The following is a 12,369-nucleotide window of genomic DNA, read 5'->3' on the forward strand; positions in this document are numbered from 1 at the left end:
AATTAAGGCTGGTATGATACACACCGGAACCGGCAACTTCATTAACCGCAGGAGCCTTGCGCAAGAGCATGTGCCTGATCGCCTTTACCCTGGGCCAGAGCCGCCATTTCCCCCTGGTGGTGGCAGCCAACCGTGACGAATTCTTCCGGCGCCCGACGGCCGCCATGGACTGGTGGAGCACCCACCGCGGCACCCGGGTGCTCGCCGGTCGCGACCTGCAATCGGGCGGCACCTGGCTGGCCGTGCGCGCGGACGGCACCATCAGCGCCGTCACCAACGTCCGCGAGGGCTCCCCGGAGGCCGGGTTCCACAGCCGCGGAGAACTGCCGCTGCGGGCTCTCGAGGAGTCGCAGCCGGATCTGGCGACCGCCCTGTCGAGCGCGCCCGACCAGTACGCCGGCTTCAATCTCGTGCGCCTGGACACCGACAACGGCTGGTACTACAGCAACCGCGACGCGCACCCCGGCCGGCAGGTGCACCGGGGCGCCTATGGCCTCAGCAACCATCTGTTGCAAACGCCCTGGCCCAAGCTGCTGCGCCTGCGCCAGAATGTCGCCCACGCCGTGGCCGACGCCGATGACGATGCCGACGCCCTGCACCGGGACCTCATTGGCCTGCTGCAGGACACGACCCCGGCGCCGGATCACCTGCTGCCCGATACCGGCGTCGGCCTCGACACCGAGCGTTTCCTGTCGTCGCCGTTTATTGTCGGCGACGGTTACGGCACCCGCGCCACCACGGTGATTACCGTTGCGGCCACGGGCGAGATTCGGGTCAGTGAGCAAAGCTGGGGCGCCAACGCCGAAGCCCTCCAGTGCCGCCAGTTTCACTGGCAGCGATGACCGCCAAGCTCTGGTATAATCCGCGAAATTCAGACACCCGATCGGAGAGCCATCGATGGCCAGTGAACAAAGCGCCACGTCCATAGCCGACTTCGAAAAATCCCTTGATGAGCTGGAACGGCTCGTCCGGGATCTGGAACAGGGCGAGCTGTCCCTGGAGCAGTCGCTGACGGCGTTTGAACGCGGGGTAAAACTGACCCGAGAGTGCCAGCAAGCCCTCAAGAGTGCGGAACAGCGGGTTGAACAGCTGGTGCAGAACAGCGACGGCACCCTGGAAACCCGTCCGTTCACCCCGGATGATGCCGACTGATGACTGACCCTATGCAACTGGCCGCGGATTTCCTGGAAACCTGCCGTGTCCGCGTGGATGCCGAACTGGACCGAAGCATCGCGCAAAGCTCGGCCTCAGACCGGCTGCAGCAGGCCATGCGTTACAGCGTGCTGGGCGGTGGCAAACGCATTCGTCCGGCCTTGTGCCTGGCCGCTGCCCGAGCGGTCGGCCAGAGCAGCGAGCAGGCCCTGGTGCCGGCCTGCGCGGTGGAGCTGATCCACGCCTATTCCCTGATTCACGACGATCTACCCGCGATGGACGACGACGAGCTGCGCCGTGGCCGGCCGACCGCCCACATCGCGTTCGACGAGGCCACCGCCATTCTGGCCGGCGACGCCCTGCAGGCCCTGGCCTTTGATCGCCTGGCCGACGCCCCCGCCACCTCGGCGCCGGCGCGGCTGGCGATGGTTCGGGCGCTGGCGCGGGCGAGCGGACACGGCGGCATGGTCGGCGGCCAGGCCATCGACCTGGAGTCGGTGGGCAAGACCCTGACCCTGGCCGAACTAGAAACCATGCACCGGCACAAGACCGGCGCCCTGATCGAGGCCAGCGTCACCCTGGGCGCCCTGACCGCACCGGCCGTGTCGGAGACCGCGCTGGCGAGTCTGGCAACCTACGCCAAGGCCCTGGGTCTGGCGTTTCAGGTTCAGGACGACCTGCTGGACATCGAAGGCGACACCGAGGTCATCGGTAAACCCCAGGGTTCGGATGTGGCTCGGGCCAAACCCACCTTCCCCGCCCTGCTCGGCATCGCCGGAGCCCGGGAACACCTGGCCACCCTGCTGTCCGGCGCCCTGGACAGCCTGCGCGATTTTGGCCCCGAGGCGGATCCGCTGCGGGCCATGGCCGACTACGTGGTGGCACGCAGCCATTGAACCCCGGCGCCGCCAGGGCGCACACTGACGTCACAATCTCGCAATATCTGGCCCGATAGGTGTGAAACAGCCTAGCCTGTTCCCTTATAATGCCAGGCAGTTGCCGAACATTCCGGAAAAGACCCGAGCAGATGCAGGACACTTATATTTTCAAGGAAATCCCGTCGCAGCGGCCGAACACGCCGTTGCTGGACCGGATGGATTCACCGGCCCAGTTGCGCGAGTTGCCTGCGGACCAGCTGACCCAGCTGGCCAGGGAGCTCCGGGCGTTTCTGCTGTGGTCAGTGGGCCAGACCGGCGGCCACTTCGGCGCCGGCCTCGGTGTGCTCGAGCTGACCGTCGCCCTGCACTATGTCTTCAACACCCCCGAGGATCGGCTGGTCTGGGACGTCGGCCACCAGGCCTACCCGCACAAGATCCTGACCGGTCGGCGCGAGCAGATGGGCAGCATCCGCCGCAAGGACGGTCTGGCCGGATTCCCAAAACGGGCCGAGAGTGAGTACGACACCTTTGGCGTCGGCCACTCCAGCACCTCCATCAGCGCCGCGCTCGGCATGGCCATTGCCGCCCGCATGCAGAACACCGGGCGCAAGAGCATTGCCGTGATCGGCGACGGCGCCATGACCGCGGGCATGGCCTTTGAGGCCCTGAACCACGCCGGCCACCTGCACGCGGACATGCTGGTGATCCTGAATGACAACGACATGTCCATTTCCCGCAACGTCGGTGGCCTGTCCAACTACTTCGCCAAACTGCTGTCCAGCCGCACCTACAACCAGGTTCGCGACAGCAGCAAGCGGGTGCTTCAGGGTACCCCGCACCTGATGGCGCTGGCCAAGAAGACCGAGGAGCACTTCAAGGGCATGATTGCCCCCGGCACCCTGTTCGAGGAGCTGGGCTTCAACTACATCGGCCCAATCGATGGCCACGATCTGCCACTGCTGGTGGAGACCCTGGAGAACATCCGCGAGCTGGAAGGCCCGCAGTTCCTGCACGTGGTGACCACCAAAGGCAAGGGCTTTGCGCCGGCCGAGGCGGATCCGATCGGCTATCACGCCATCAACAAGATCGAGCCGGTGCCGGCCAGCAAACCGGAACCGGTACCCGCCACCCCGGCCAAGCCCAAGTACGCCAATGTCTTCGGTCAGTGGCTGTGCGACGCCGCGGCTCAAGACGAGCGGGTGGTGGGCATTACCCCGGCCATGTGCGAAGGCTCTGACCTGTTGGCATTCTCGGAGCGGTTCCCGGACCGCTACTTTGACGTCGCGATTGCCGAGCAGCACTCGGTGACCCTGGCCGCCGGCCTGGCCTGCGACGGTGCCAAGCCGGTGGTGGCGATCTACTCCACCTTCCTGCAGCGCGGCTACGACCAGCTGATTCATGACGTTGCCATCCAGAATCTGGATGTGTTGTTCGCCATCGACCGCGCCGGCCTGGTGGGCGAAGACGGCCCCACCCACGCCGGCGCCTTCGACATCAGCTACCTGCGCTGCATCCCCAACATGGTGGTGATGACGCCGTCGGACGAGAACGAAACCCGACAGCTGCTGCACACCGGCCTGATGTTCCAGGGCCCGGCCGCCGTTCGTTACCCCCGTGGTACTGGCCCGGGCGCCGAGATCGAGCAGCAGCTGACCGCCCTGCTCCTGGGCAAGGGCCGCCAGGTCCGGGACGGCAGCGGTGTCGCCATCCTGAACTTCGGCACCCTGTTACCGGCCGCGCTGGAAGCGGCCGAGGCACTGGGCGCCACGGTTGCCGACATGCGCTTCGTCAAACCACTGGATGAGGAGCTGGTGCTGGCCCTGGCCGAGCAGCACGAGCTGCTGGTGACCCTGGAGGAAAACACCGTGGCAGGCGGTGCCGGCAGCGCCGTGACCGAGTTCCTGAATCAGCGGGAAGTGGTGATGCCAACGCTGCAACTGGGTCTGCCGGACACCTTCATTGACCACGGCAAGCATGGCGAACTGCTGCACGACTGCGGCCTGGATGCCGAGGGCATTCGCACCGCCATTGCCGAGCGCATGGAGCGACTGCGGCACCAGTCTCTGAAAGCGGTCAAATAACCCGCCGCCCAGGTTCACTCAAGGCAACAAAAAGCCCGCCAATTGGCGGGCTTTTTGATTCTGGAACACGCCTCAACGTCAGACGTCGGGCTCGTCGTCCTGATGGGTTTCCAGCCAGTGACCAAGCTTGCTCTGCTTGGTGGCCAGGTACTGCTCGTTGTGGGGATTGCGGCCCACGTGGAGCGGCACCCGCTCGGTGATGTCGATGCCGTAGGACGACAGGGCCTTGACCTTGCGGGGGTTGTTGGTCATCAATCGCAGGCTCTTGATGCCCAGATGCTCCAGCATGTCCTTGCACATGCTGTAGTCACGAAGATCGGCGGCGAAGCCCAGCTGTTCGTTGGCCTCCACCGTGTCCGCGCCCTGATCCTGCAGGTGGTAGGCCCGGATCTTGTTCAGCAGGCCAATGCCGCGGCCTTCCTGACGCAGATACAGCAGGATGCCCCGTCCTTCCCGGGCGATGCTGCGCAGCGCCTCTTCCAGCTGATAGCCGCAGTCACAGCGCATGCTGTACAGGGCATCACCGGTGAGGCATTCGGAGTGGGTCCGGGCCAGCATGGGCTCAGAACTGTCCAGCTCACCCAGAGTGAGGGCCACGTGCTCCTTGCCAGTATCCGGCTCCTCAAAGCCGTGCATGTCGAAGACCCCAAACGGGGTGGGCAACCGGCAGGTCTGGATGTAACGAACAGCCACAGTCTTTCCTCGTGGTTCAATCAATCGGGCCGCGCATTCTAGCACGCGGCCGTCGGCTTGGCGTAGTCCCGACACTGTAGCTCCTCCAACCGTCCTGGGATATCAGAGCTTTACGAAATAGCCGGTGGGTCGGATTAGGCGTTGGATCCGGGCGCAACCCAGTGACCGCTGCGACCGCCCTTTTTCTCCAGCAGCCGCACCGAGCCGATCTCCATGCCGCGGTCGACCGCCTTGCACATGTCGTACAGGGTCAGGGCGGCAACACTGGCGGCGGTCAGGGCTTCCATCTCGACCCCGGTCTGGCCCGACAGCTTGCAGCGGGTGAGGATATGGACCGACGCGCCGTCGGCTCCGGGGTTGAGTTCCACCTTGACCGACGTGAGGTTGAGGGCGTGGCACAGGGGAATGAGCTCGTGGGTTTTCTTGGCCGCCATGATCCCGGCGATGCGCGCCACGGCGAGGACGTCGCCCTTGGGATGCTCGCCCTCGATGATCATGTTCAGGGTTTCCGGCGCCATGCGGATCGAGGCCTCGGCCCGGGCTTCACGCTCGGTCACGGCCTTGTCGGTGACATCGACCATGCGGGCTTCGCCCTTGTCGTCCAGGTGTGTCAATTTACTCACGGTATCTCCAAGCTGTTGTAGGGCTGAAAAGCGGCCTGATCACCCAGAGCATACCAGAGATGCCCCGGCCCCTGGCCTCAGTGTTCCGGCCACCAGAACCGGATGCCGGCGGCGCCCTGCCCGCCATCACGCCGGGCCCGGCCGGCGTCGGTATCGGCGAGCCCGCCCAACCCGTAGACCGGTACGGCGGCGGCCGCCACCAGGCTCTGGAACGCCGTCCACCCCATGGCGTCGGCCCCCGGATGGGTGGCGGTGGCCTGAACCGGACCCAGGGTGACGTAGTCGGCACCCAGGCGCTGGGCATGGGCGATCTGCTCAGCGTTGTGGCAGGACACCCCCAGCCAGGCCTCAGAACCGATGGGCCGGGTCTGCAGCGTGGCGGCCTCGCGCCAGGGCAGGTGCACGCCGGCGGCCCCGGGGGTTTCGTGGAAGCGCTCCGGGGCCCCGTGCACCAGGACACCCGCCCCCGCCTGCCGGCACAGCGGCAGCGCCTGCTGCGCCAGATCCCGGTAAACCGCGGGCTCTAGCTCAGGGGCCCGCAGTAGCACCAGCGCCTGGGGCTTGGCCTTGAGCCCGGCAACCAATCGGGCCACGCCCTGCTCCACCGACGCCATGGGCCCGGTGATGGCCAGCACGGACGGCAGCCTCAGGGCCCGAATGATCGGCCGGTTGGCGGCGGGAAAATCGTCATCGTTGAGGCTGGACGGTGCCAGCCATTCGATCGGCTGGCCTTCCCGACCCTCGGGTGTGCCCTGGGCCTCGGCAGTGCGCCAGACATCCAGGAACACCTGCTTGTCACCGTAGTTATGGCGAATGCCAATCACCGGCTCCAGCGACGTCTCCGGCACCGTCAGGCCGGTTTCCTCCGCCAGCTCCCGGACCAGCGCCTGCTGGACCGACTCCCCGGCCTCGACCTTGCCGCCGGGAAACTCCAGCAACCCGCCCTGATGCACGTGGTCGGGGCGACGTGCAATCAGGACCTTACCGTCGCGAATGACCACGGCGACCGCCACATGGATTTCCCGGATCGGTGTGGCAGCGGTCATCTCAGGTCCGGTACTCGGCATTGATGGTGACGTAGTCGTGGGAAAAGTCGCAGGTCCAGACGGTTTCGGCGATTTCGCCCCGCTTCAGATCGATGGCAATGGTGATGTCCTCGCGATCCATGACCGCCTGGCCGCGCGCCTCGGAGTAGTCATCGGCCCGGCCGCCCTGGCGCACCAGGCACACATCACCCAGGAAGATTTCCAGCGCCGACAGGTCCAGGTCCGGCACCCCGGCCCGGCCCACGGCCGCCAGAATCCGGCCCCAGTTGGGGTCGGACGCGAACAGCGCAGTCTTGACCAGGGGCGAATGCGCCACTGTGTAGGCGACGTCCAGGGCCTCCTGCTGGGTCGCAGCGCCGCTGACCGCAATGGTGACGAACTTGGTGGCACCTTCACCGTCCCGGACGATGGCGTGCGCCAGGTCCAGGTAAATCTGGCGCAGGGCTTCCCGCAACTGCGGCAGCGCCGGGCTGTCCGCGGTGATTTCCGGACCGCCGTACTGGCCGCTCGCCACCAGCATGCAACAGTCGTTGGTGGAGGTATCGCCATCGATGGTGATGCGGTTGAAGGACTGCTCGCCCAGCTCCGAGGCCAGGGTCTGCAGCAGCCCCGGCTCGATGCGCGCGTCGGTGGCAATGAAGCCCAGCATGGTAGCCATGTTGGGACGGATCATGCCCGCGCCCTTGCTGATACCGGAAATCGTCACCGTGTGTCCGTCCAGATCGACCTGGCAGGAGGCCCCCTTGGGCCGGGTGTCGGTGGTCATGATGCCCCGGGCCGCCTCGGGCCAATGATGCTCAGCGGCGTCCGCCAGGGCCGCGGGCAAGGCATCGACAATCTTGGCCACCGGCAGCGGTTCGCCAATGACCCCGGTGGAAAACGGCAGCACCTGGTTGGCGCTGACGCCCGCATGCTCCGCCAGGGCCTGGCAGCAGGCCTGGGCGTCTTTCATGCCCCGTTCACCGGTGCCGGCGTTGGCGTTACCGGTGTTGATCATCAGGTAGCGCGGGGCCTGTTCGGCCAGGTGACGGCGACTGAGGACCACCGGGGCGGCGCAGAACTGGTTGCGGGTGAAAATACCGGCCACCCGGCTCTCCGGGGCCAGTTCGAACACCACCAGGTCCTTGCGACCGGGCTTTTTGATTCCGGCGCTGGCAATGCCCAGCTTGACGCCCGCGACCGGGAAAAATTCAGGCAAGGTTCCGGGACCTACCGCCATCCTGTGTCTCCTCTGAAAACGCCTGTAACAGGCGGTGCAAAACGTAAAAACCCGCAGCCTGCAGCGGCAGGTTGCGGGTCTCTCAATTCCTGGCAGTGCCGGTGATCAGCTCACCTTGCCATGGCACTGCTTGTACTTCTTGCCAGACCCGCACGGACAGGGCTCATTGCGCCCAACCTTGCGCTCCTGTCGGACGAAGGTTTCCGGTGTCGCCGCCGTCTGCTGGCCACTCTGGCCGCCCTGGGCACCGCCCTCGGGCTGGCTTTCAGCGGTGGCGCTGGTCTGGTCGTGACGCAGACGGGCCCGGGCCAGTTCCTGCTCGAGCTCCTGCTTGCGCCGGCGCTCGACCTCTTCCATCTCCTCGCGGCTCTGAACCCGAACGTGACACAGCACCCGGGTCACGTCGCGCTTCATGGTTTCCAGCATGTCCTCAAACAGGTTGAACGCCTCGCGCTTGTATTCCTGCTTGGGGTTCTTCTGGGCGTAGCCACGCAGGTGGATGCCGCGCCGCAGATGGTCCATGTTGGACAGGTGCTCTTTCCAGAGGGTATCGAGCACCTGCAGGAACACCTGCTTCTCAAACTTGCGCATGGGCTCGGAACCGGCGATCTCTTCCTTGGCCTTGTAGGCGGTCACGATCTCGTCGAGGATCTTGGCGCGCAGGTTCTCCTCGTACAGTTTGCTGTCTTCGTCCAGCCACTTCTGCACCGGCAGCTCGATCGCCATTTCCGTCTGCAGCTGGGCCTCGAGACCAGGCACGTCCCACTGCTCCGGCATGCTCTGGGGCGGGATGTATTCGCTGACCAGCGAGTCGACGACGTCGGCCCGGATGGTATCGACCATTTCGGAGATGTCCTCGGACGACATCACTTCGTTACGCTGCTCGTAGATCACCGTACGCTGGTCGTTGGCGACGTCGTCGTACTCCAGCAGGGTCTTGCGCATATCGAAGTTGCGGCCTTCCACCTTGCGCTGGGATTTTTCGATGGCGTTGGTGACCATGCGGTGTTCGATGGCCTCGCCCTTCTTCATGCCCATGGCCTGCATCAGGCTCTTGACCCGATCCGGGGCGAAAATCCGCATCAGGTTGTCTTCCAGGGACAGGAAGAAACGGGAGGAACCCGGGTCACCCTGACGGCCGGCACGACCACGGAGCTGGTTGTCGATACGGCGGGATTCGTGACGCTCGGTGCCAATGATGTGCAGGCCACCGGCCTCCAGCACCTGGTTGTGGCGCTCGGTCCACGCAGCCTTGACTCGGGCGACTTCTTCCTCGGACGGGTTGTCGAGGTCCGCCACCTCAAACTCCCAGTTGCCGCCCAGCACGATGTCGGTACCACGACCGGCCATGTTGGTGGCAATGGTGACCGCCCCTGGCCGCCCGGCCTGGGCAATGATCAGGGCCTCGGATTCGTGCTGCTTGGCGTTCAGGATCTTGTGATCGATGCGGGCCTTCTTGAGCAGCATGGACAGCAGCTCGGAGGCCTCGATGGACGCGGTACCCACCAGGATCGGACGCCCCTCGGTGGTGACATCCTTGATCTCGTCGATGATGGCGTGGAATTTCTCTTCCTGGGTCAGGTACACCAGGTCGTTGTAATCGATGCGCTGGATCGGCTTGTTGGGCGGAATCACCACCACGTCCAGGCCGTAGATCTGGCGGAACTCAAACGCCTCGGTGTCGGCGGTACCGGTCATCCCCGCCAGCTTGTCGTACAGGCGGAAGTAATTCTGGAAGGTGGTGGAGGCGAGGGTCTGGCTCTCGGCCTGGATGTTGACCCCTTCCTTGGCTTCCACCGCCTGGTGCAGACCTTCACTCCAGCGCCGTCCGGGCATGGTCCGGCCGGTATGTTCGTCGACGATCACCACCTGGCCGCCCTGGACAATGTAATCCACGTCTTTCTGGAACAGGTGATGGGCGCGCAGGGCCGAGTGCACGTGGTGCAGCAGGCTCAGGTTCGCCGCCGAGTACAGGCTTTCGCCCTCAGCCAGCAGCTCCTTCTGCAGCAGCAGTTCCTCGACCCGCTCGTGACCACTCTCGGTCAATTCCACCTGCCGGGATTTTTCGTCGATGGTGAAATCGCCGGTGGGCTCACCGTCTTCCGGCACCTCGCCCTTCTCGAGGTTCGGAATCAGTTCGTTCACGGCCTTGTACAGCTTGGAGCTGTCCTCGGCCGCGCCGGAAATGATCAGCGGGGTCCGGGCTTCGTCGATCAGGATGGAGTCGACCTCGTCCACGATGGCGTAGTTCAGGCCACGCTGAACCTTGTCCTCGGTGCTGAACGCCATGTTGTCGCGCAGGTAATCAAAGCCGAACTCGTTGTTGGTGCCGTAGGTGATGTCGGCCTGGTAGGCGGCGCGCTTCTCTTCCGCCGGCTGGCCCGAGGCCACCACACCGACCTGAAGCCCCAGGAAGCGGTAGAGCTTGCCCATCCACTCGGCGTCACGGCGGGCCAGGTAGTCGTTCACGGTAACCACGTGTACGCCCTTGCCCGGCAGCGCATTCAGGTACACCGACGCGGTCGCAACCAGCGTCTTACCCTCACCGGTCTTCATCTCGGCGATGTGGCCTTCGTGCAGGGTGATACCACCGATCAGCTGAACATCGTAATGACGCATGCCCATGACCCGGCGGCTGGCCTCCCGAACCGTGGCAAAGGCCTCTGGCAACAGGGCTTCCAGGGTTTCGCCGTCCTCCAGGCGACGACGAAATTCAGCGGTCTTGCCTTGCAGCTCAGAGTCCGACAAATTGCCAAATTGCTCTTCAAGTTCGTTGATGCGCGCAACCAGCTTACGCATTCGCTTGATTTCCCTGGCGTTTTTACTGCCGAACATCTTAGTTGCAAGCTTTGTGAACATAGACCACTGCTTCTTTGATTAAACGGAGGAAGCCGGCATTCTAACCTTATTTCGCAACAGGACAAAAGGTAGGGCGCACAGCCGCGGTGTTTGGGCTAAGCCGTTGAAGTGCTGGGCGCCGGCCAGGGCGCCTTCGGGGCGACGGAACGGGGAAGGGATTGGGAAACCAACGGGCCGGTGAGCACCGGCCCAGGCTCAGTTGCTGGAGCGGGCGATGTACTTGACCGGATCCTTGGAGCGGCCGTTGCTCAGGACCTCGAAGTGCACGTGCGGGCCGGTCGAGCGACCGGTGCTGCCCATCAGCGCCACCACCTGGCCTTTCTGCACGACATCGCCGACATTGACCTTGATGGTCTTGCAGTGCCCGTAGCGAGTCACCAGACCGTCGCCGTGGTCGATTTCCACCAGATTGCCGTAGCCGTAGCGCTCGCCGGCCCAGGTCACCACGCCCCCGGCCACGGAAATGATGTCGCTGCCTTCCTTGCCGGCCAGGTCAACGCCATCGTGCCAGGTGCGTTTGCCGGTGAAGGGGTCGGAGCGGTAGCCGTACTTGGAGGACAGCCAGCCCCAGGTGATCGGCCGGCCCTCCACGAACATCTCGTCTTCCAGTTTCTGACGGGACGCGAGCTTGTCCAGCAGGCGCAGCTGCTGTTCCCGGTCCGCCAGCTGGGATTCGAGCCGCTTGATCATGGCCGTCAGTGCCGGCGCGGTGAACGACTCCCGTTCGCCCTCGCCTTCCGGCCCGCCAACGGCTGCCGGCTCGTTGAAATTGAACTCCTCACTGGCCACCAGGCCGGATTCGACAAACCGCTGCCCCAGGGCATCCAGCCGGAGCAGCCGGCCCTGCATCTGGCCCAGGCGCAGGGTCAGCGCATCGACCTGTTGCTGAACCTGTTGCTCGACCGAGGCCAGCTCGGATTTCTGCTCGGCCAGACGGGCCTGCCAATGGGCCACCAGTTCAGAGGGCGTCGGTTCCGCCGCCTCGGCCTTGCTGACAGCGACCTGATAGCCGGTCCAGCCCGCCGCCACCAGCAACGCCAGCGCAACCGCGACCAGGCCTGCCACCAGGGCTCCGTTCAACGCGACGACACGGGATTGCCCATGACGCTTGCCAACAAGGATAATGTTCATAGTGTTTTCTGATTTCGCCATGGAGCCGCAACCTTAATCCTGTAGTGTTGCGCCCCGGAAATTTTCCGAGTGGGCCTGCCGTCCATGACAACAACTACGTACAAGAAGTCGTAGGGCCCGGGTAGACATACTGAGATTTCTCAATGTAAAACGAGTCAGGAACAGGCACTACGCATAAACCGTGCCGAAGTGTAACCAATCGTAAACGAATCCGTCGAGCGAAAACCCGCCATGAAACGAAAAAGTGAGCAAAAAGTAAGCCTGGACCGGCTCGGCGGCACCCCGGTCTTGCGCGAGCTCATGGCCAAGGCCGAGCTGCACCGGCAGGCCGAATATCAGGTCCTGGCTGCCCTGCCGAAGGGCCTGGCCAGCGGTACCCGCTTTGTCAGCCTGAAGGAGGGCGAATTGGTGCTGTCCGCGGAAAGTGCCGGCAAGGCCAGCCAGATTCGGTTTCGCCAGCACGAAATCATGGAGAAGGTGCGCGAGCACGAAGCTTTCCAGTTCGTCTGGAAACTGAAGGTGAAGGTGAGCCCACCCCGCTTTCAGGAAAAACCGACGTTCCGGAAAGAACCGCTCAGCAAAGAAAATGCCCGGCTCCTCAAAGAGGAAGCCGGGCACACGAAGGATAAAAAACTACGCGAGGTTCTCGAAAAACTCGCAAGCCACGTCCGGACTTAAGGCCTCCCG

Annotated in this window: 11 protein-coding genes; 5 read left to right on the forward strand and 6 right to left on the reverse strand. The window is 64.5% G+C overall.

The window, feature by feature from the left end; genetic code table 11:
• The first annotated feature begins 68 nt into the window (after window positions 1–68).
• The 4 genes from U5822_RS03055 (at window position 69) to dxs (ending at window position 4,111) form a co-directional block, all read left to right on the forward strand.
• Window positions 69–842 (forward strand): NRDE family protein, encoded by a 774-nt coding sequence (locus U5822_RS03055; RefSeq protein ID WP_322854201.1) that lies wholly within the window; start codon window positions 69–71, stop codon window positions 840–842.
• A 55-nt stretch (window positions 843–897) separates the two neighbouring features.
• The gene (locus U5822_RS03060) at window positions 898–1,152 is read left to right on the forward strand and encodes an exodeoxyribonuclease VII small subunit (protein WP_322854149.1); all 255 of its coding nucleotides are present in this window, start codon (window positions 898–900) and stop codon (window positions 1,150–1,152) included.
• A 17-nt stretch (window positions 1,153–1,169) separates the two neighbouring features.
• The gene (locus U5822_RS03065) at window positions 1,170–2,048 is read left to right on the forward strand and encodes a polyprenyl synthetase family protein (protein ID WP_425258694.1); all 879 of its coding nucleotides are present in this window, start codon (window positions 1,170–1,172) and stop codon (window positions 2,046–2,048) included.
• A gap of 131 nt (window positions 2,049–2,179) precedes the next feature.
• Window positions 2,180–4,111 carry a 1-deoxy-D-xylulose-5-phosphate synthase gene (gene dxs, locus U5822_RS03070; protein ID WP_322854151.1) on the forward strand — a complete coding sequence of 644 codons (1,932 nt, stop codon included), beginning with the start codon at window positions 2,180–2,182 and terminating at the stop codon, window positions 4,109–4,111.
• 78 nt (window positions 4,112–4,189) lie between these two features.
• Here the strand turns inward: dxs and ribA are convergent, their stop codons facing one another.
• The 6 genes from ribA to U5822_RS03100 all read right to left on the reverse strand — a co-directional run bounded on the left by ribA (window position 4,190) and on the right by U5822_RS03100 (window position 11,682).
• Window positions 4,190–4,804: a GTP cyclohydrolase II gene (ribA, locus tag U5822_RS03075; RefSeq protein ID WP_322854152.1), complete on the reverse strand. Its 615-nt coding sequence runs from the start codon at window positions 4,802–4,804 to the stop codon at window positions 4,190–4,192.
• Between the two features lie 134 nt (window positions 4,805–4,938).
• Window positions 4,939–5,427 carry a cyclic pyranopterin monophosphate synthase MoaC gene (gene moaC, locus U5822_RS03080; RefSeq protein WP_322854153.1) on the reverse strand — a complete coding sequence of 163 codons (489 nt, stop codon included), beginning with the start codon at window positions 5,425–5,427 and terminating at the stop codon, window positions 4,939–4,941.
• A 77-nt stretch (window positions 5,428–5,504) separates the two neighbouring features.
• Window positions 5,505–6,473 (reverse strand): Nudix family hydrolase, encoded by a 969-nt coding sequence (locus U5822_RS03085; protein ID WP_322854154.1) that lies wholly within the window; start codon window positions 6,471–6,473, stop codon window positions 5,505–5,507.
• Between the two features lies 1 nt (window position 6,474).
• Entirely contained in the window at window positions 6,475–7,692 is a 1,218-nt protein-coding gene (gene argJ / locus U5822_RS03090) for a bifunctional glutamate N-acetyltransferase/amino-acid acetyltransferase ArgJ (RefSeq protein WP_322854155.1), read from the reverse strand.
• 105 nt (window positions 7,693–7,797) lie between these two features.
• Window positions 7,798–10,551: a preprotein translocase subunit SecA gene (secA, locus tag U5822_RS03095; RefSeq protein WP_322854156.1), complete on the reverse strand. Its 2,754-nt coding sequence runs from the start codon at window positions 10,549–10,551 to the stop codon at window positions 7,798–7,800.
• Window positions 10,552–10,746: 195 nt separating this feature from the next.
• A complete protein-coding gene (locus U5822_RS03100; RefSeq protein WP_322854157.1) occupies window positions 10,747–11,682 on the reverse strand; it encodes a M23 family metallopeptidase in 936 nt (311 codons plus the stop codon).
• A 231-nt stretch (window positions 11,683–11,913) separates the two neighbouring features.
• Here U5822_RS03100 and U5822_RS03105 point away from each other — a divergent pair, with 231 nt between their 5' ends.
• Window positions 11,914–12,360 (forward strand): DUF721 domain-containing protein, encoded by a 447-nt coding sequence (locus tag U5822_RS03105; RefSeq protein WP_322854158.1) that lies wholly within the window; start codon window positions 11,914–11,916, stop codon window positions 12,358–12,360.
• The last annotated feature ends 9 nt before the right edge of the window (window positions 12,361–12,369 follow it).

Origin of the sequence: Marinobacter qingdaonensis, assembly GCF_034555935.1 — a bacterium.
GTDB classification, from domain to species: Bacteria; Pseudomonadota; Gammaproteobacteria; order Pseudomonadales; family Oleiphilaceae; genus Marinobacter; species Marinobacter qingdaonensis.

Bases quoted from the DNA above. Each gene is read 5' to 3' on its own strand.
- U5822_RS03055 (WP_322854201.1), top strand. From the start codon at position 69: ATGTGCCTGATCGCCTTTACCCTGGGCCAGAGCCGCCATTTCCCCCTG.
- U5822_RS03100 (WP_322854157.1), bottom strand. From the start codon at position 11,682: ATGAACATTATCCTTGTTGGCAAGCGTCATGGGCAATCCCGTGTCGTC.
- U5822_RS03085 (WP_322854154.1), bottom strand. From the start codon at position 6,473: ATGACCGCTGCCACACCGATCCGGGAAATCCATGTGGCGGTCGCCGTG.
- U5822_RS03105 (WP_322854158.1), top strand. From the start codon at position 11,914: ATGAAACGAAAAAGTGAGCAAAAAGTAAGCCTGGACCGGCTCGGCGGC.
- secA (WP_322854156.1), bottom strand. From the start codon at position 10,551: ATGTTCACAAAGCTTGCAACTAAGATGTTCGGCAGTAAAAACGCCAGG.
- dxs (WP_322854151.1), top strand. From the start codon at position 2,180: ATGCAGGACACTTATATTTTCAAGGAAATCCCGTCGCAGCGGCCGAAC.
- U5822_RS03060 (WP_322854149.1), top strand. From the start codon at position 898: ATGGCCAGTGAACAAAGCGCCACGTCCATAGCCGACTTCGAAAAATCC.
- argJ (WP_322854155.1), bottom strand. From the start codon at position 7,692: ATGGCGGTAGGTCCCGGAACCTTGCCTGAATTTTTCCCGGTCGCGGGC.